This is a genomic window from Methanoculleus chikugoensis (genome assembly GCF_019669965.1).
GTDB lineage: Archaea > Halobacteriota > Methanomicrobia > Methanomicrobiales > Methanoculleaceae > Methanoculleus > Methanoculleus chikugoensis.
Window position 1 is genome coordinate 167,554 of sequence record NZ_AP019781.1, and the last position, 18,821, is coordinate 186,374.

Annotated in this window: 16 protein-coding genes; 8 read left to right on the forward strand and 8 right to left on the reverse strand. The window is 64.6% G+C overall.

Annotated features, from left to right (window positions below; all coding sequences use genetic code 11):
- Positions 1 to 3: 3 nt before the first annotated feature.
- The 5 genes from MchiMG62_RS00880 to MchiMG62_RS00900 all read right to left on the reverse strand — a co-directional run bounded on the left by MchiMG62_RS00880 (position 4) and on the right by MchiMG62_RS00900 (position 5,901).
- Positions 4 to 321, reverse strand: a complete 318-nt coding sequence (locus MchiMG62_RS00880) for a HEAT repeat domain-containing protein (RefSeq protein ID WP_244987746.1) — start codon at positions 319 to 321, stop codon at positions 4 to 6.
- A 66-nt stretch (positions 322 to 387) separates the two neighbouring features.
- Positions 388 to 1,563: a putative hemolysin gene (locus tag MchiMG62_RS00885; RefSeq protein ID WP_221057483.1), complete on the reverse strand. Its 1,176-nt coding sequence runs from the start codon at positions 1,561 to 1,563 to the stop codon at positions 388 to 390.
- A 127-nt stretch (positions 1,564 to 1,690) separates the two neighbouring features.
- Complete coding sequence (locus tag MchiMG62_RS00890) at positions 1,691 to 3,517, reverse strand: DUF2207 domain-containing protein (RefSeq protein ID WP_221057484.1); 1,827 nt, start codon at positions 3,515 to 3,517, stop codon at positions 1,691 to 1,693.
- Between the two features lie 6 nt (positions 3,518 to 3,523).
- A complete protein-coding gene (locus MchiMG62_RS00895; RefSeq protein WP_221058571.1) occupies positions 3,524 to 4,099 on the reverse strand; it encodes a LemA family protein in 576 nt (191 codons plus the stop codon).
- A 125-nt stretch (positions 4,100 to 4,224) separates the two neighbouring features.
- Positions 4,225 to 5,901, reverse strand: coding sequence for a PAS domain S-box protein (locus MchiMG62_RS00900; RefSeq protein ID WP_221057485.1), 1,677 nt, complete (start codon positions 5,899 to 5,901; stop codon positions 4,225 to 4,227).
- A 485-nt stretch (positions 5,902 to 6,386) separates the two neighbouring features.
- Here MchiMG62_RS00900 and MchiMG62_RS00905 point away from each other — a divergent pair, with 485 nt between their 5' ends.
- From MchiMG62_RS00905 to MchiMG62_RS00915, 3 genes are read left to right on the forward strand one after another with little or no spacing between them, the layout of a single operon-like run.
- Entirely contained in the window at positions 6,387 to 6,743 is a 357-nt protein-coding gene (locus MchiMG62_RS00905) for an STAS domain-containing protein (RefSeq protein ID WP_221057486.1), read from the forward strand.
- A gap of 25 nt (positions 6,744 to 6,768) precedes the next feature.
- Complete coding sequence (locus MchiMG62_RS00910) at positions 6,769 to 8,136, forward strand: PP2C family protein-serine/threonine phosphatase (protein ID WP_221057487.1); 1,368 nt, start codon at positions 6,769 to 6,771, stop codon at positions 8,134 to 8,136.
- A complete protein-coding gene (locus MchiMG62_RS00915; protein WP_221057488.1) occupies positions 8,136 to 8,546 on the forward strand; it encodes an ATP-binding protein in 411 nt (136 codons plus the stop codon). Before MchiMG62_RS00910 ends, MchiMG62_RS00915 begins: the two co-directional genes overlap by 1 nt.
- Here MchiMG62_RS00915 and MchiMG62_RS00920 read toward each other — a convergent pair.
- Positions 8,538 to 9,377 carry a nucleoside 2-deoxyribosyltransferase gene (locus MchiMG62_RS00920; protein ID WP_221057489.1) on the reverse strand — a complete coding sequence of 280 codons (840 nt, stop codon included), beginning with the start codon at positions 9,375 to 9,377 and terminating at the stop codon, positions 8,538 to 8,540. The genes MchiMG62_RS00915 and MchiMG62_RS00920 overlap by 9 nt on opposite strands.
- 35 nt (positions 9,378 to 9,412) lie before the next feature.
- Here MchiMG62_RS00920 and MchiMG62_RS00925 point away from each other — a divergent pair, with 35 nt between their 5' ends.
- The 3 genes from MchiMG62_RS00925 (at position 9,413) to larC2 (ending at position 13,144) form a co-directional block, all read left to right on the forward strand.
- A complete protein-coding gene (locus MchiMG62_RS00925) occupies positions 9,413 to 9,904 on the forward strand; it encodes a DUF367 family protein (RefSeq protein ID WP_221057490.1) in 492 nt (163 codons plus the stop codon).
- A gap of 84 nt (positions 9,905 to 9,988) precedes the next feature.
- Positions 9,989 to 11,833 (forward strand): hypothetical protein, encoded by a 1,845-nt coding sequence (locus MchiMG62_RS00930; protein WP_244987747.1) that lies wholly within the window; start codon positions 9,989 to 9,991, stop codon positions 11,831 to 11,833.
- Positions 11,834 to 11,851: 18 nt separating this feature from the next.
- Entirely contained in the window at positions 11,852 to 13,144 is a 1,293-nt protein-coding gene (gene larC2 / locus MchiMG62_RS00935) for a nickel pincer cofactor biosynthesis protein LarC2 (RefSeq protein WP_221057491.1), read from the forward strand.
- A 268-nt stretch (positions 13,145 to 13,412) separates the two neighbouring features.
- On the opposite strand, the gene MchiMG62_RS00940 is transcribed toward larC2, so the two are convergent.
- Positions 13,413 to 14,105 (reverse strand): DUF72 domain-containing protein, encoded by a 693-nt coding sequence (locus tag MchiMG62_RS00940; RefSeq protein WP_221057492.1) that lies wholly within the window; start codon positions 14,103 to 14,105, stop codon positions 13,413 to 13,415.
- Positions 14,106 to 14,255: 150 nt separating this feature from the next.
- On the opposite strand from MchiMG62_RS00940, the gene MchiMG62_RS00945 reads away from it, so the two are divergent.
- On the forward strand, positions 14,256 to 15,902 hold the full coding sequence (locus MchiMG62_RS00945) for a cache domain-containing protein (protein ID WP_221057493.1): 1,647 nt from the start codon (positions 14,256 to 14,258) through the stop codon (positions 15,900 to 15,902).
- Between the two features lie 28 nt (positions 15,903 to 15,930).
- Here MchiMG62_RS00945 and MchiMG62_RS00950 read toward each other — a convergent pair whose 3' ends face one another.
- The gene (locus MchiMG62_RS00950; RefSeq protein WP_221057494.1) at positions 15,931 to 16,668 is read right to left on the reverse strand and encodes an SAM-dependent methyltransferase; all 738 of its coding nucleotides are present in this window, start codon (positions 16,666 to 16,668) and stop codon (positions 15,931 to 15,933) included.
- A 171-nt stretch (positions 16,669 to 16,839) separates the two neighbouring features.
- On the opposite strand from MchiMG62_RS00950, the gene MchiMG62_RS00955 reads away from it, so the two are divergent.
- Positions 16,840 to 18,723, forward strand: coding sequence for a PAS domain-containing protein (locus MchiMG62_RS00955; protein WP_221057495.1), 1,884 nt, complete (start codon positions 16,840 to 16,842; stop codon positions 18,721 to 18,723).
- The last annotated feature ends 98 nt before the right edge of the window (positions 18,724 to 18,821 follow it).

Below are 18,821 nucleotides of genomic sequence, written 5' to 3' on the forward strand. Positions count from 1 at the left end.
AATTCAGCAGAACCGGCAGCCGCAACCGCCGGCCGCGTCCCGGATCCGGCGGAGGGCGGCTGCCGCCCATTTTGCGACGGCGGGATCGGCGTCCTCGAGCGCCTCCATCAACGCCGGAACCGCTCCGGTATCCCCGATCATCCCGAGGGTGTAGGCCGCCCACATCCGGAGGCGGGGATCGGGATCGTCGAGCGCAGAAAGAAGCGGCGGAAGGGCAGCCGGGCCGAGTGCGGCGAGCTCCGCCGCAGCCGTCATCCGGTCGGCACTGCTGCCGGCGCGGAGGATACCGATCAGCGCAGTCGTTCTGTCCATCACGTCCATGGTTGTTCTTCGATGCGGAAGGGGAAAAAGGTACACGCGACGCTTGCGCTCTGCCAAAAAAAAGGGTCAGTGGGTCTGTCGGTAGTAGTCCCACTCATCGACTACGGTCCCGTTTGCAAAGATGCAGACGCCATACTCGCTGCCGTCGGGATTCTTCCGGATCTCGTAGGCGTGGCCCTGCTCGATGCACCAGACCGCGGCCGGGTTCGCGATCCCGGCAGTTTCGCCGCATGCAGAGCAGGCCCAGGGGACGGCGAGGATCTCGACCGGGGTGCCCCACTGCTGGATGGTCATGGCGTCGCGGGAGACTTCACCGGCAAAGGTGAGCCGCATACCGTCGACCCGGTAGCGCTCGTCGAGGTCGAGCGGGAGGTAGCGCTCCCCGTCGTCGGCGACGATCCCGTAGAACCCGCCCTCGAGATCGATGTAAGTGACCGTCCCGGTCGTTGCGACGTAGGTCGCGTTCCCTGCCGTATCGATGGCGATGATCTCGACGGGGGTTCCCCACTGCTGGACGGTCATGGTGTTCTCCAGCACCCGGGCAACGAACGTCACGTTCGTGCCGTCGACCTGCCAGGACTCGTTCAGGTTGAGCGGGAGGTAGTTGCCGTCGTCGGCGACGAGGCCGTAAAACCCGCCTTCAAGATCGATGTAAGTGACCGTGGCGTTCCCCGAAACGAGCAGGACGCCTTCAATCACCTCGATCGACCGGATCTCCACAGGGGTTCCCCACATCTGGATTCCCGCTGCATCGTCCTGCACGTCGGCGCTGAACTGCACCGAAAGACCGTCCTGCCGGTACTCCGCCGGGAGGTTTCCGGGCAGGTAGTTCCTGCCGTCATCGGTGACGAGGCCGTAGAACCCGCCTTCGAGATCGATGTAGGTGACCGTGGCGTTCGCTAGGACCGTCCGCCGGGTGTCGCCCGCCGCGATCTCGACAACCTCGACCGGCGTCCCCCACTGCTGGATGGTTGCCGTCTCGTTCATGATATCAACGACGAACACGACGCGAAGACCGTCCTGCCGGTACTCCGCCGGGAGGTCGGTGGGGAGGTAGTGCTCGCCGTCATCGGCGACGATACCGTAGAAACCGCCTTCAAGATCGATGTAGGTGACCGTTCCGTTCCCGGAGACGCGGTCGGTCGCCGTCTCATCTCCCCCGGCGGCGATGCAGCCGCAGGCGACGATGGCCCCGAAGAGAACGAGGACGATGACCATATAGTTCGGATTGGATCCCGTCATAAGCATCAACACCGATACATTGCGCCGTCCGGGGTAAGTAAATTGCCTTAACTACGAAGGGATTCGGAGTTATCCGCCCGAAGAGACTTCGGGCACCAGCCGGGAAAAAAGTTATCGAAAGGAGCAGTCAGCGTCCCCCGACGCCGCCGCCCCCAAAGCCGCCGCCACCGCCGAACGACCCGCCGCCACCGAACCCGCCGCTGCCGCCGCCGCTCGACGGCGGGGAGTAGAGGACGATCGGGGCAAATATCACCGGCATGTTCGAGTAGAGCGGCACCCCGACGTCCGGGAGGTCGATATGCAGGTTCTTCATCGCCTGCTCCACCTTATCGCCGAGGCCGAGCGCCGTCCCGTAGACCAGCCACTCTCCCCACATCGAGAGGTCGGCGGGAGAATATTGCCGGATCAGCGCGAGATCCGAGAGGAAGTAGGAGAACGCGTCCCACTCGAGTTTCTCCTTGTAGTGGTCGCCCTTCCAGAACCCAAACAGCGTCGAGGGGAAGAGAGCTGCGATCCCGACCTGGACCGCGGCGATGAAGGAGAGGACGCTTGCCGGAATCAGGAGATAGGCCGCTCCCGGCGCGAGGATGAACGCGAGGATGGATAGCCCGCACGGGATGGCGCCGAGGAAGACGAGCGGGAGGATCATCGTCCGGCCGTCCTTGATATACCGGTGGGCGAGCGAGGTGTCCACATCCCGGGTCAGGCCGGCAAGCGACTGCTGGTACTGCTCGATCCGGTGCTGGTAGCCGGGGCTCCGCCGGGCGGTCCGGGCAAACTCCTCGAGATCGGCGGTGTCCACAACGTGATCGTCGGCGATGTTGCCGAGGAAGTTGAGCACCCGCTGCTCGTAAGGATCGGTCGACTCCCCCGAGACGATCCGGACCGTGACGCCTTTGCCGTCCGGTTTCTCGGTCACCACGATCTTCTTCTGCCGGTGGAGGTCGAGGATCGTCGCGTAGAACCCGTTCTCGTCGAACTCAAGTGCGTCGCCCTTGAAGAGGAGGTTCACCTGCCAGGGCTTGAGCGCGGTGTTCGGCGTGAAACTCAGGTACTCCGGCACGGTAAACTGCTTCTCCCTGCCGTAGCGGAGGTAGACGCCAAGAAGAATGAACGGCATCGCGAGGACGAGGACGGTCGCAAGGGTGTAGAGGACGTTCGCCGCCGCATAGAGGAACGAGGGCCAGCGGTGGGCGTCGGCCGTCTGCTGCCGCACGTCCGGGACGTACTCGGGGAATCCGTCGATCTCTTCCATGAACGCGGGGTCGAGGATCATCTCGATGTTCAGCGCGTCGTCCTGCGGGGCGGCCCCCGTGATGATGACGGACTCCGCCGTCCGCTCGACCTCAAGGGTCGGAGGATGCGTGTAGACCTCCTCGATCTGCCCGGCGAACGGCAGCGTGACCCGGAGGCTGCGGTAGGGGACGTGCTCGTCCACGAGTTTCAGGTTCAGGTGCGCCCATTCCTCGTCGTACTCGATCGGCGGCCGGACCTGGTAGCGGTACTCCACCGTATAGGTGCCCGGGGCGAAGTAGCCGGGGTTGTAGAGGCCAACCTCATTATCGAATGCAAGACCCCGGATCGTCGAGATGTCCGAGGAGGTCGAGATTCCGGCGGCAATCCGCACCTCGCCCCGGTCATCTTTCACGTAGCCGATGGTTCCGGGCGGGGCAATCATCCCGACGAACTCGATATGCGGCCGGTCGATTGCGGAGAAGACGAGCGGCGCGTCCCAGTAGCGGAAGAGCATCCGGTACTCGCCTGCGGCGCGGACGTCGTAGGTGTAGCGTTCGACCAGGGTTCCGTTCTCGTAAAAGACCGCGTCGTAGTGCCCAACCTCCAGGTCTCCCCGGAAGAGGGCGGGGAGCGCGTTCGCTCCGACGGCCGCCAGCACCCCGATGACCAGGGTGACGGCGAGAAGGGTGAGTATCTGCTGCCGCTCAGTTATCCGCATGGTTCATCAGAACGCTATCGTCGGGACCCGCTCGATCTCCTCGCCGAACTCCAGGTACTCGAGCTTCTTAAAACCCATGACGCCGGCGATCAGGTTCGAGGGGATCGTGTCGGTCATGGTATTGTACTGCTGGGCGATGTTGTTGTAGGTGTAGCGGTGCCGGGCGATCTCGTCCTCGACACCCTGGATCGCGCCCATCAGGTTCTGCACCGTCTGGGAGGTCTTGAGATCGGGGTAGTTCTCCGCGACCGCGAGCAGCCGCCCGAGAACCGACCGGGACTCGCGCTCGAGGTCGTTCAGGTCGCCCGGGCCGGCGCTACCGATGCGCGCCCGCATCTCGGTCACCCCGGTCAGGGTCTCCTTCTCGAAGGTCGCGTAACTCTTCACCGCGCCGAGGAGCTGCTCGATCATGTCCAGCCGCTTCTTCATCGCGACCTTCACCTGCCCGACCGTCGCTTCGGCGGAGTTTTTGAGGGAGAAGAACCGGTTGTAGATACCGATTGCTGCCGCCGCGACGCCGATGACGACCAGCACCACGACGACGATAAGGACAATGGAGATTATGTCCAACGTTGTCACCAGTACTCTATGTGCTCCGCGGCATATTTAAGAGATGACTCTTAATCCGCGCGGGGGAGCGGGAAAAACACCGGTACGGAAGAGATTGGTGGTCCCGCGCTTTGACCGTGTTTTCACGGGAAAACCGGCTACTCCGCGATCTCCTCGCCGGAGCTCACCATCGCCACGACGTTGCCGTCTGCGTCCCGCAGAAGGGCGTTGTGCCAGAGGATCGGCCGCTCCCGCCCGTCCCGCGTGACGACCGGACTCTCCTCGAACGGCGGAGGCTCGGCACCGCCGGCCACGAGACGGCTGAAGTTCTGCGCGAGCCGCTTCCGCAGCCGTTCGGGGACGACCGTTGCAAACCAGTTCTTTCCTGCGAGATCTCCCTCGGAGTATCCCAGGACCTCGCTCGCCTTCCGGTTGACGAGATCGATGGTGCCGTCGGCCCGGATCACCGCGATCACCACGCCCGCCGCCTCCAGGTATCCCTGCGCACGGTCGCGCTCGGCGATCAGGTGAATCTCCGCGGCGGCGCGATCGGTGACGTCCTCGGCGATCCCGAGCATGTACTTCAGCATGCCCTTTGAACTGAAGATCGGGATCTTCTTCGCGGAGAGCATCCGGCCGCCCGGGATCCGGATCTCCTTCTCCAGGGCGGCCGCCCGTTCCACGAGCTCCCGGTCGCCGTCGGCGAAGAAGGCCGCCATCTCCGGCGGGAAGATCTCCGCGGCCCGTTTTCCCACCATCTCCTCCTGCGTCATCCCGAGGAACGTCTCGGCGGCCTTGTTCGAGAAGACGAACGTGTTCCCCTCCACTTCCCGGACAAAGACCATGCTCGGGATGTTGTTGACCACCGAGTAGAGGAACGACTTCCACTGGGCCACCCGTTTTGCGGCACGCGCCCGTTCGGTGACGTCGCGGCAGACCATCCGGTAGCCGGTGAAGTCGCCGATAACGTCGTAGACCGGTGTTGCGCTCACCTCGAGGACGACGGGGCTCCCGTCCCGGTGGAGCATCGTCCATTCAAAGAGGACTCGCGGTCTCGGATCGTCGAGGAGCGCGGCAAACTGCTCCCTGACCGGCTCCGCCTTCTCCGGGGGCATGAAGTCGCACGGGGTTTTTCGGAGCATCTCTTCGGGTGCGTAGCCGAGGAACTCCCGGCTTTTCGGGCTGACGTAGGTGAACGTGCAGGCTTCGTCGACGTTCAGGATCAGGTCGCTGATGTTCTCGACGAGGCTTCTGAAAAGGAGCTCGCTCTCGCGCAGGGCCTCTTCGGCCCGGCGCCCCTCGGTGATGTCCTCGAGGATGATGGTGACGCCCGGCGCTCCGTCATTGAAGACGGTGGGGAGGAACTTGATCCGGAAGAAGAGTTCCTGGTCGTGCCGCAGGAACCGGAGTTCCTCGGTGACCTCGCGGCCGCCCAGGGCGTCGGTGATCCGGCTCCGTATCAGCGGGTGGTCGAACGCGGCGAGCGGCGAAGTCTCGATGGAGTTCCCGATGATAGCGTCCCGCTCCCTCCCTGCAAACGAACAGACGGCGTCGTTTGCCTGGACGATCCGGCGGTCCCGGTCGAGTACCAGCACGAGATCCGACGAGAAGTTGAGCATGGCGGCAATGGGAACCCTCTGCGAGAGGTAGAAGACCTTGGCCTTCCCGTAGGTCTCCATCTCCGCCTGGCCCGATACCAGGAGGACATCGAGGTACCGGGAGACGGTGTTCCGGTTGATCCCGACGGCAGCGGCAAGATCGGAGACCGACATGCCACGCGGATGCTCTTTCAGGGCTCGGAGCAGGAGAGAGAGTGCGTCGGTAGTGGGATCCATGTGCAAATAGTGTTTCGCGCCGGGAGATATAGGGTTTTGCAGTGCTGCATGCTATGTCGCTACACACAACGCCACACCTCAATGCAAGGCAATAACAGAAAACCATAAATAATCGGATGGTCAACATATGATCCCCAGAGTCGAGAGACGGGGAATCTCTCCGACAACCCGGACCGCACAGGCACGGCGGACCCGGGCCGGCACAAGAACGGCTGGGATCGGTGAACGGAACATTCACCACGCTGACTGCATCAACGTCACGATGCACCGGAAGAGACCCGGTGCAGACAGGCACACCTCTCTAAACACTCATACCGGCACGGTGGCATGCGGCACCGGGGCGGGTGGCACAACCGCCCCGGGACTCCCCGCAGGCACCGCATGGTTATCACACACCATAAAATACCTCTTTTTGCGCTCTCCCTCCAGGACGCCCGAAACCGGAGAGCAATGTCTATCTTCCATCAGAACAAAAAACTCATTAAATGAGCGGGCACGTTGAGATCACCGAGAAGAGAAACGGTAACATCGATATCGTCACGGTGAAAGGGCGGCTGGATGCAGGCTCTTCGGAGACGGCACAGGAGCGGATCAACGGGGTGCTCGACGCCGGAGGGAGAAACCTCCTCGTCAACCTCTGCGAACTTGACTACATCAGCAGTTCCGGGCTCCGGGTGCTGCTTGCCACGCTGAAGCGGCTGAAGGCCGACGGCGGGGCGCTCCGGATCGCCTGCGCACAGCCGCAGATTCTCGAGGTCTTCACCATGGCGGGGTTCCACCGGATCTTCTTGCTCTCTCCCGACGAGGCAACCGCGCTTGCCGGATTTCCAGCGGGGCCCTGAGCGGCACCACGGGCGGTAGACCGGTATGGCGTCCTTCGTCTTCGGCGATATGTTCTTCGTGCTCCTGCAGATGATCTGCGTCATCGTCGTGGTCGCCTACCTGATCACGCGGACGAAGTCGTTTACGCAGGTGCTCGACGGGATCTTCACCTGGAAGGGCCAGGCGACCCTCATCCTCCTCTTTGGAGCGCTCTCAATCTACGGCACCGAAAGCGGCCTCACCATCCTCGGCGCCACGGCAAACGTCCGCGACCTCGGCCCCATGGTCGGCGGGCTCGCCTGCGGCCCGGTGGTGGGGCTCGGCGCCGGGCTGATCGGCGCGGCGTACCGCTTCTCCATCGGGGGGTTCACCGCCGTCCCGTGTGCGACCGCGACCATCCTCGCGGGGCTCTTCGGAGGGCTGATCTTCCTCCTTGCCGGGCGCAAATTCATCGGAATGCACGGCGCAGTCCTCTTCGCCGTCGGTATGGAGGCGTTCCACATGGGGATCACCCTCCTCCTCTGCCGGCCGTTCGACCAGGCGCTCGGGGTCGTCGAGGGGGTGGCCGTTCCGATGATCGTCGCCAACGCCACCGGGGTCTTTATCTTCGCGTTCATCATCGGGAACCTGATCGCCGAGCGGCAGACGAAGGAGGAGCGGGATACCTTCCTCTCGGAACTCGAACGCAAGAAGGCCGAACTGAAGATCGCACACGACATCCAGATGAGTTTCCTCCCCGAACGGCTGCCGGAAGTTCCGGGCTTCGAGCTCGCCGCCCTCTCGCTTCCGGCAAAGGAGGTCGGCGGGGACTTCTACGACGCCATCCCCCTTCCCGGCGGCCGGACGGCCCTCGTCATAGCCGACGTCTCGGGAAAAGGCGTCCCGGCGGCGCTTTTTATGGCGCTCTCCCGAACAGTGCTGCGGGCGAACTCGCTGGTCCCCCGGAGCGCCCGCGAGGCCGTCAGCGAGGCCAACATCCTGATCGCCGAGGACGCAAAGTCCGGGATGTTCGTCACCCTCTTCTACGCGGTCGCCGACCCGGGCAAAAAGACGCTCACCTACGTCAACGCGGGGCACAACCCTCCGCTCCTCTTCCGGGCGGGCGGCGGCCGGCCCACGGGGCTGAAAGGAACCGGGATCATCCTCGGGGTCATGCCGGAGGCGGATTACGGCGAGGAGACGCTCCACCTCGAGAGCGGAGACCTCGTCCTCTTCTACACCGACGGCGTCACCGAGGCGATCAACCCCGGCGAGGAGCAGTTCGGGGAGACGCGGCTGATCGAGACCGTCACCGGCTGCCTTGACCGGCCGGCGGCCGAGATCGTCGAGAGAATCCGGGACGCGGTCGTGGCGTTCTCGGGCGACGAGCCGCAGTTCGACGACCTGACCCTCATGGTTCTCCGGGTGGTCTGATGGCGGAACTCACCGTGCGGGCGAATCTCGGCGCGCTTCCGGCGATCGCCGAATTCCTCGCGGAGACCCTCGCCGGGTGCGGCGGCGAACTCGTCTTTGCAATCCAGCTCGCCGTCGACGAAGCCTGCAGCAACATCGTCCTCTATGGGTATCCCGGCGGGGAGCCGGGATCGATCTCGATCGCCTGCACCGCGGACGACGAAACCGTCCGCGTGACGATCACCGACGACGGCGTTCCCTTCGATCCGCTCACCGCCCCGCCTCCTCCTCTCGACGTTCCCGTGGAAGAGCGGCCGATCGGGGGGCTCGGTATCCACTTCATCCGGACGGTGACGGACAGCGTGACCTACGCCCGCAAGGACGGAAAGAACGTCCTCTCGATGGAGAAGAAGCGGCCGGCGTCACCCTGAGGCCGGAAGCGGCGACCCGAGCGCCCGGGGGAGATCCTCTTTTCTCGTGACCACCCCGGCGGACTCTTCGAGCATCAGGTTGACCCGCTCGTGATGCCCGGCGATCCGGAAGTCGGTGCGGAGCGCGACGACCTTCTTTTTGAGGGCATACGCATACCCCATCTCCCACGAGGTTCCGGAATCGGCGTCCGCGCCGTCGATGACGGCGACGACGGTATCGACGTCGCGGAGCGCCGCGGTGTGCTGCGAAAAGATGGCCCGGTGCTCCTCCCGGCCCCGGGTGTGGCTCGTGTCCCCCACCTCCTGGGGGAGGTAGACGTCGAAGAGATGCGCTTCGAGGAGGTCACGGAGCGCGAGGTTGTAGGTCCTCTCAGCCTCCGAGAAGAGCGGGGCCGCGAGGTAGATACGGTAGCGGGCGAACTCCTTCACGTCGATCGCCGGGATATCCGGGAACCGGGCGAGAAACGCCCCGCGCCCGGGCTGTTTCTCCGACGAGTAGTAGGTGGCGTTCACCCCGCAGGTCGGGGAGGAGTCCACCCCGACAATCGCGAGCGGCGGCTCTCCGCGCTCCCGTATCGCGGCACGGACCTCCGCCTCAAGTTGATCGAGGAGGGCTGCAAACTCATCGGTTGCGAGGTTATCGAGGAACGAGCCCGGCGAACGGCCTGCGCCGAGGTAGATCGTCTCCGGGCAGGGGAGCGGAACCATCTCGACCGAGAAGCGCCGGCACCGCCTGGCAGCCCGGCTAAAAGAACGGATGTCCTCATCGGTCGTTATTCCACGGGCGCGGTACGCGGGATTCTGTATGCAGGGAGCGATGAGCACGTACATTGATAGTATCTCGATGGCGTACCATAACAAGACAGATGATACCGCTCTACGCCTACCGGGACGACACCTGCGACCCCCGGAAATGCACGGTGAAGAAACTCGCCCGGCGCGGGCTTGTCCGGATCGTCACGAGCATCGCAAAGATCCCCCGCTCGACCCTTCTCCTCGACCCGACGGCGGAGCAAGCGGTCTCCCCCGCCGACCGGAACCTCCCCTCGATAACGGCGCTCGACTGCTCCTGGGAGGTGCTCGATACCGGCACCGTCGCCTCCTGGCGCAACCGCCGGGCCCTTCCTTTCCTTGTCGCCGCAAACCCGGTGAACTTCGGCCGCCCGTTCCGGCTCACCTCCGTGGAGGCGATGGCCGCAACCCTCTACATCCTCGGTGAGAAGGAACAGGCGCACGACGTTCTCGCCCCGTTCGGGTGGGGACTCCGGTTCCTCGAGGTCAACGCCGACCCCCTCGATGACTACGCGCAGGCAAAGGACAGCGCCGAGGTCGTTGCTCTCCAGGCGCTGTACATGTAGCCGGAACCCCGGCCCCTCCCCGGGCGGCACGTTTTTATGCCTGGAGTCTTCTGTTGACGTTCAGGAACAGGAGGTTACCGGATCATGGATACCGAACGAGAGAGGGTGCTCCTTGCGGCGGCCCATGCCGTGACGTTCAAGCCCGACTACATGACCGTCGACAAACTGGAGGCGGCGACCCGAGGACACGGGGCGCTCGTCATCCCCGCGTTTGCCGCGGCGAACTCGCTCTCGGAAGACATCTTCTGCAACATCGGCGCACCCGAGATGCAACTCATGAACATGACAGTGGTCGACGCCTCGGCCCCCCGGCTGCCGCTTGACTCGGTCATCGGGAGAGCGGTGGATGAAGCGAAGCGCGGCGGGGCGGAACCGGCGAACGCGGCCCTGATCGTCGCGACGCTCGCCTACTTCTCCGGGAGCTGCGCCCGTGCCGGGGTCCCGCTCGGGAACCGGAAACTCGGCGCCATCGCCCGGATGCACGCCGGCGGCGACCGGACGAGCGCCATCGCCCTGACGACCAACAAGTTCACCCACCGCGTCCCGGCGTTCCCCGCCTATCTCGCGATCTACGAGGCCCTGATGGAGAAGAAACTGACCCGGCTCGACGGCGCGGTCCTGCCGCCGTTCATCGCCGGCGGGGGCGTCATGGGCCACGCCGCGCTCGGCGAGGACTACAACATCCCAGAACTCGCGAGAAACGCCGCGAAAGTCGGAACCGAGGCGATGATGCGGAGCATGGAGGGTGCCGGGACGACCCCCTACCCCCTCTGGCCGGCCCTGATTGCTGCGGCGGTGACGATGGAACTCGTTCACCCGGACGCCCTCCTCGGGGAGGAGTTCGGGAAGTTCGGGGAGGTCGACTCCGCCTACCTCGCCGGGAAAGGGGCCGTCGAGGCGGCGAAACTCCCCGAGAAGCTCCACATGCGGGGGACCGGAGAGGAGTACGACACCGCCCGGCTTGTCGGCGACTTCGGGCTGATCTTGAAGGATGTCGGCGGGCCGTCGGTGATCGGGTCGATGGTGACGAACGAACTCTTTGCCGGGTTCCAGGAGTCCGCCATCATCGGGGCCGGGTTCTCCGGCGGGCCGGTGAACGTCCCGCTCGGCCACCTCGCCGGCGACATCCTGCCGGCGCTCCGGCTGCTGCTTGCAAACAGCGGCGACGTTGAGGCGACCGCCGAGACGATCCGTGACTACAAGATGCAGTCCTTCATCGACCCCGAACTCGCCCTCTGCGGCCTGAACACCATCGTCCGGAAGGCGGAGGTCGTGAACCGGGGTTCGGTGACGGAAGCCTGCATCCGGGCGAGCGAGCCGGTGCGGGACCGGGCGATCTACCGACGTGCGGCGAAGGTCTACGAGATGCTCAAGGCAGGGAAGCCGCTTGAGGAGGCGGCCGGGGCCCTCGACGACGAGCGGAGAGCCCTCGTCGAGCGCCGCGGCTCCGCGGCCCTCTCGGGGTTCACGGGGAAAGAGATCAGGTTCCGCTTTACGGAGATCGGCCCTCACGCACGGAGGACGGACGGGTTCACTGCGAAGTTCTGGGGGTTCGACCCGAAGGTCTCGTATGACGTCGCCATCGACGGGAAGGAGTACCATATCGAGAACCTCACCGCCCGGGTGATCCCGGAGTACGCACTCGAAGGCAAGGGGCGGGACGACCCCGACATGGGCACCGCCATCTTCGTCGGGGCCATCCTGACCCAGGAGATGCAGTACATCGGCCAGACCATCATCAACATGGTCGTGCCGGCCGCGGTCGCGGCCGCCCTCGGGACCGAGCCTGCGGAAGCGGCGAAGAAGGCCGCAAAGGGCGCACACCTGACGAACGCCATAGCCGGCGGCCGGGAGGCGGCGGAGAAGGTCGCGGAACTTGCGCAGACGGTATACGCAAGTCTCGGCAAACCACTCGAAGGAGTGGAGTGAGGGGACCGGCGGGAGAGTATGAGGGTCCTCGTCATCGACCCGGCATGCGCGGGGATAGCGGGGGATATGCTCCCGGCGTCCCTCATCGATCTCATCGATGAGCCCCGCGCACTCGATCCGCTTGCTGACGCGATCCTGGCCCTCGATCTCTGTCGGGAGTTCAGTTACGAGGCAAAGACCGTGGATGCGGGCGGGATCACGGCGACCCGCCTCGCGATCGAGATCGAGGAGCGAGGCGCGACGGACGTGAACGGCCTCCTTCAAGCGGCCGGGGCAGCCGCGGACGCGGCCGGGCTCTCTTTAGCCGCACGCTCCCGGGCACTTTCGACGATCGGCGACCTCACCGCCGCCGAGGCGCATCTCCACCGGTCGGGGTTTTCGCGACATGCGATCGCCTCGGTGAAGACGATCTTCGACGTCGTCGGGACGATGCTGCTCCTCGACCGGGCGGGGTTCTTCGAGGGGACGATCGTCGCGACACCCCCGGTGCTCGGCAGCGGAACCATTCCAACAGAGTACGGCGAGATCCCGGGACCCGCGCCCGCAACGCTCGAGATTCTCGCCAGGCACCGGTTCCCGTTCTTCTCCGCGCCCGTCGACGTCGAGCTGACCACGCCGACGGGGGCAGCCCTGCTCGCCAACCTTGCGGAACGTGCGGTAACCCCCTACCCGGCCATGGTTCCCGTCCGGGTCGGCTACGGTACCGGCACCCGGGAGGTTCCGGGACGGCCCGACCTGCTCCGGGTGGTGGAGGGGGAACGCCTCTCCCCTGGAGAGAACCGTTTCGTCATCCTCGAGACGAATCTCGACGACATCCCCGGCGAGGTGATCGGCTACGCGGTCGAGCGCCTCTTTGCCGAGGGAGCGGTGGACGTCTTCGTCACCCCGGCGCTCGGGAAGAAGAACCGGCCGGTCAACGTCGTATCGGTGATGGCCGCGGCAGGAGAGGAAGATCGCCTGATCCGGGTTCTCATGGAAGAGACCGGGACGCTCGGGGTGCGGGTGCACGCGTTTCGGAAAGTGGTGGCCGTCCGGGAGAAGGAGACGGTGCCGGTCAGTCTCGGTGGCAGGGTGTACCCCGTCCGGGTGAAGACCTCGACCGTGAACGGCCGCCTTATCGCAGAAAAACCCGAATACGACGACCTCTCCGCGATAGCGCGGGAAGAGGGCATTCCCCTCAGGTTCGTGGACGAGGAGGTCAGGCTACGCATATCGGAATGGAAAAGAGAACGCGCCACCGTTAGAGGGGGTGCAGGGGGTGGATGCCCACCCGACCGCCCAAACGCAGCAAACGCCGCACGCGACGAGTGAGTGCGAGCACTTCCCACCGGGACGTGCCCCGCTCGCGTCTACAGTTCTCTCATGTCACCGGGGTAATAGTTCCCCAAGATATTAGATGATGCATGCGATATTTATACAATTCTATTTCGTATCGTCAATTGACCCCTGTTTCCACCCCATTTCGCCGAAAACCTTTTGAACCGTCCGACATTCCGGAAAAAGTCTCCGCATCGGGGCCCGGGATGATGAAAAAGGTGAAATACTGACATTATTCGAGGAAGAGAGGCATTTTCTGTCGTCAACCGGAAGGCAGCCGGTCGAAGAGGCGCACCATTACTCTCGCATCCTCGAGCATCGCATGATCGTTGTTGAAGAAGACGTACGCTCGCCCAGGACCGGCGGCGACAATCCGAGCCCGGATAGCAGCGAGTTCGTCCTCCGTGTAGTCGTGCCGGTACCAGCCATCCCGGCCGTGCATCCGGAGGTAGACGACATCGCCGGGAAATACCCGCTCCAAGAAATCGGGAGAGTCGACCGAGACCAGGACGGCCGATTCCTGCAGCCTCCGGCACGCCTCGTCGTCGCCGAGCACCACAGGATTCCTGACCTCCACGGCACACCGCGCCCCGAGATCGATCGCCTCAACAAACGCAACGAGGCGATCGACGTCCGCGAACGCCGGCGGAGCCTGGAAGAGGTAGAAGTCGACGAGATCGTCGAGCGCAAGGAACCTCTCGTAAAACCGTTCCCAGACAGGGACGGCCTTCTCGTTGAACCGGTGCCGGTGGGTGATCGACCGGTTCACCTTGACGCTCCACCGTAGCATCGACCCTGCAGCGGCCCACGAGCGGACAGACTTCTCCGACGGGAACCCATAAAAACTCGCGTTCAGCTCGACGGCATCGAGACCCGAGTGCTCCGAGAACCACGCAAGGCTCCTCCCCTGGTTCCACGCATACGCCCATCCGCTTGTCCCGACATGAACCTCCATGCCGGGGGACTTCGGCGGCCGGACATTACAATCTTTCCGGCCGCAGCCGAAGACGCTCTGGAGATCGACAGGGGCGCCGTTGAATCCCCTTTCACAAACAGTCCCACGAAAACTCAACATATTTAATAATATTCCAGCATATCTTCGATTATGCGCATAACTGCATGCATTGCCGCCCTTCTCATCGCCGTCGCGGTGCTCGGGGCAGGCTGCACGGAAGAGAGCCGGCCGCCTCCGGGGGAGGCGGTTCTCCAGGAGGCCGTCGCCGGGATAAACGGCGAACTCGCGTCGGTAAGAGCCTCGGCAGGCGAGAGCGCCCGGGTGCTCGGCGAGGCCGGGCTCACGAGCGCCGCAGGGAAGGAGGCGGTGCGACAGGCGATGCTGAACCACCCCTATACGGAGTCGACCCTGGTGGTGACGAAAGACGGCATCGTGGCCATGGCCGTGCCCGACAGCTACGCCGGCACGGTGGGGAGCGACATCTCGTCCCACCCGGAGACCGGGCGGGCGGTTCGGGAGCGGGTGCCGCTCGTAAGCGAGGTCTTCCCTCTTGCAGAGGGATTCGCCGGGGTTGCGCAGAGTTATCCGGTCTTCGGAAAGGACGGGGAATACCTCGGGTTCGTGAGCATCGCCTACCGTCCCGACGCCCTCATCGGCCGGGCGGTCGCGCCCCTGACGAACGGCTCCCCCTATGATATCTGGGTGACACAGACCGACGGAGACGTGATCTACGACACGACGCCCGAAGAGATCGGGAAGAACCTCTTCTCGGACCCCGCATACCAGTCCCCGGCACTCCAGGACGCGTTCTCCCGTATCGCCGCCGAGCCTTCCGGGTCGCTCGTGTACTCGTTCTGGGACCGGAACTGGGCGCGGAACGTGACGAAAGAGGCAGTATGGGGGACCGCCGGCATCGACGGAACCGAATGGCGCGTCGTCGTCACGCAAAACACGGACGCGGAAGAGGCGCCTGCCGCAACCGGCGAAAGGCCGCCTGTGGCGGATGCCGACGACGATATGAAGGGCTTTGTCGCCGAGGCGGCCCTCTATGCACGTGAGCACGGACGCACCGAAGCACTTGCCGCGTTCAACGACCCGGACGGCGAGTTCGTCAGGAGCGAGCTCTACATCTTCGCCTACGATATGAACGGCACCGTCCTCGCCCTTCCCTTCCAGCAGCAGTTCATCGGCACCAACCGCAGCGAGGTGCACGACTCGAGCGGCGTTGCCTACATCGCCGGCATGACCAGGCTTGCAGCGGAAGGCGGCGGCAGCATCTACTACGTCTACCCGAACCCTGCGCGGGAGTATGCCGAAGAGCTCAAACTCGGCTACGTCCTCCCCGTGGACGGAACCTGGTTCGTCGGCTCGGGGATCTACATCCCGGAGGTCGGGACCGAATTCGACGCAGAGGTCAGGGATGCGCTCATGAAGCGGGTGAAGGCTGCACGGGACTACGCGCAGGAGCACGGAAAAGAGACGGCGTGCGCCGCGTTCAACGATCTCGCCGGTGACTTCGCCGACGGCGGAGCGTATATCTTCGCCTACGCAACGAACGGAACGACACTCGCCCTCCCTTACCAGCCGGAATACATCGGTGAAAACCGCTTCGACCTCGAAGACCGGTACGGTGTCAGGGTGATCCTGCTCGAGATCGCCGCCGCAGAGAACGGGGGCGGGTTCGTCTACATCACCTATTACAACCCCGACACCGGGCTTGACGGGCTGAAACTCTGCTACGTGGCCCCGGTGGATGAGGAGTGGTTCGTCGGCTCCGGCGTATACGCCGATGCGTAACCGGGGGCTTCCTTTTTTTTCAAACCGCTCAATAAAAACCGGGCACCAGAACGTAGAGCGCCCAGCCCATGTGTTCGCGGCCGTAGCCGAAGTACTCGTCCTGGATGCGGTGGAGATAATCGATCATGAAGTCGCGGTCGGGGTGATCGGGGTGCCCGCCGAGCCAGGAGAGGATCGACTGCCAGATCCCCGACTCGTAGCGGTCCCAGTCGTCTGCGCCCGACCGGACGACGGCGGCGACGTCGAGCCCGGCATCCCGCACGGTGCCGAGGATCTCGTACTCGGTCGGGATATCGGGCCATTCCCGGGCGAACTCCGGCGGGACACGATCGGATCGCCAGTAACGGTCGCCGACGACGATGGTCCCCTCGTCGCGGACGAGGTCGAGAAGCGCGTCGAGCGTCGCCGAAAAGCCGCCCCGGATGTGGGACGCCCCGATCGAGGCGGCGCAGTCGAACGGACCGTCGGGGACGTACTCCCGGGCATCCATGCACCGGACGGCGATACGGTCGCCGAGCCCCGCCATCCGGAGCGTCTCCTCCGCCCGCCGGCAGGCATCCTCCCGGGCCTCGATGCCGAGGCCGGATATCCCGTATTCGCGCCCCCAGAGGGCGAGGATCGTGCCGTTCCCGCACCCGACCTCCACGACGCGGGAGCCTTCCCTGAGCCCCGCCGCCCGCCCGGCGGCGAGCACCTTCTCGGGCGTCGTGGGGTTCATGATCGCGAGCGTTCCCTGGGTTATGCTGACGAGTTCGTTCTGCTCCATGATCGGCGGTCCTCCGGGCCTGTCATACAGATTACGCCCTCCCCGGATAAATCCCTGCACATAACCGGCCCTCTCGCGGTCTGCACGCCCACCGACGACCGTCCGTGTTCAGGTCCATCACAAGGAAAAACATATATAGCATGCCGGGAGGTAAAGCACCGAGGATACGGCATGCAGCCGGAACGGGATATCCCCGGAAGGGTCCTCAGGACCCTCAAGTTCCGGCCGAAGGGCATGACGATCACCGAGATCGCGAAGGCCCTCAGGGCAAACCGGAACTCAGTCTCAAAGCACCTCGAGGTGATGCAGGCGGCGGGCCAGGTCGAGGCACGGCTCGTCGGCAACGCCAAGGTCTATTCCGTCGCACAACGCATACCCCTCTCGGCGTTCCTCTGTTTCACGAAAAACCTGATCCTGGTCCTCGACGCCGACCTCACGATCGTCCAGGCAAACGACCAGTGCCTCAGACGGTTTGGGCGTGCAAAAGAGGAATTCGTGGGCCAGAACCTCCGGGAAGCGGCCCTTCCGGTTGTCTCCTCGCCGGAAGCGCTCACCGTCATCGAAGGACTCGAGCGGGAGCAGGTGATCACCGACATCTGCCACCGGCATGACGGCGGCAGAGAGTCCTTCTATCATATGCAGGCGATCCCGACGACGTTCGAGGGCGGGGAGAAAGGGTGCACGCTCGTCCTGGAGGATATCACCGAGAGGAAACAGTACACCCGGAACACGGCGTTCCTCGCCCGGACCGCGATCGACCTTGTCGATCTCCAGCCGGTGGAGGATATCTACGGCTACATCCTCGACCGGCTGCGGGAACTCGTGCCGGGTGGATACGGCTATATCCTCTCCTACAGCGAGGCCGACCACCAGTTCGCCATCCGGGCGGTCGCGGATGAGGGATTCCGGGAGGGGCTCACGGAACTCCTGGGAAGGGACCCCGTCAACCTGGCCTTCCCGGCCACCCGCGCCTTCGACGCCCCCTATCACCAGACTCCCCTCTCGCTGCGCGGCCTGGAGGAGTTCGTCCTCCGTCCCGAACCATCCTCATGGTCGCTCTACGACATCTGTTTTCGGGCGATCCCGGAGGAGGTCTGCGAGGCGATCCTGGAACGGTTCGATATCGTGAAGTTCTGCTTCATGGGACTGGTCTGGCGGGATCACCTCTTCGGCACGACAGGCATCTTCCTTCCTCCGGGAAGAGAGGTTGAGAGCCGGGAGACCGTGGAGTCGTTCGTCCGGCAGGCATCCATCGCGCTTGCCCGGCGCGAGACCGCCGAGCAACTCCGGCTGAGCGAGGCCCGGTTCCGGGGCATGCTCGATTCGTCCCCCTTCGGTGTCGCGCTCATCGACGATGAGAGACGGTTCGCCTACGTCAACCGTCGGTTCGTCGAGATCTTCGGCTACGAACCGGACAAGGCGACCACATCCCCCGAATGGGTCCTGCAGATCTTTCCCGACGATGGTTACCGGCAGGAAGCCATCGACGCCTGGCATGCGGATCTCGAGCGGTCGGTCCCGGGCCAGATCCGGCCCCGGACGTTCACCATCCGGGACCGGGACGGGGCGAAGAAGACGATCCTCTCCCGCGCCGTCACCCTCTGCGACGGGACACAGTATGTCACCTGTGAGGATATCACCGAGGAGGCGCGGGCTTACCGCCTCCTCGTCGCGGACATCGCCGACCTACGGCAGCGTGAGCAGGAACTCCTTATCAAGGACCGGGCGATAGCCTCCACGCGGCAGGCGGTCGCCCTCCTCGGCCCGGACGGGGTGGTGAACTACGCGAACGCCGCGTATCTCGCCCTCTGGGGCTACCCGGCCCCAGAAGATGTGCAGGGGTCGGATTTCTCCCGGTTCTGGGAACGCCCCGACGAGATCGGGGAGATCGTCCGGACGGTCCTCGACGGCGGATCCTGGCACGGCGAACAGACCGGCCTCCTGAACGGCGGCGAGAAGTTCCAGGCGGATCTCCTCGGGACGCCGATCGTGGCCGAAGGCGGCAGGGTGATCGGGATGATGGCGGCAGTTATCGGCCGAAAGGCAGTAACTTGAGCGCCACAGGGTGACCCCCGCCAACCCCAAAGGATATAAAATCCTATGCCCGGCAGTACCGATCTGCAGTACCGCCCGGCAATTCCGGTTCGTAAAGG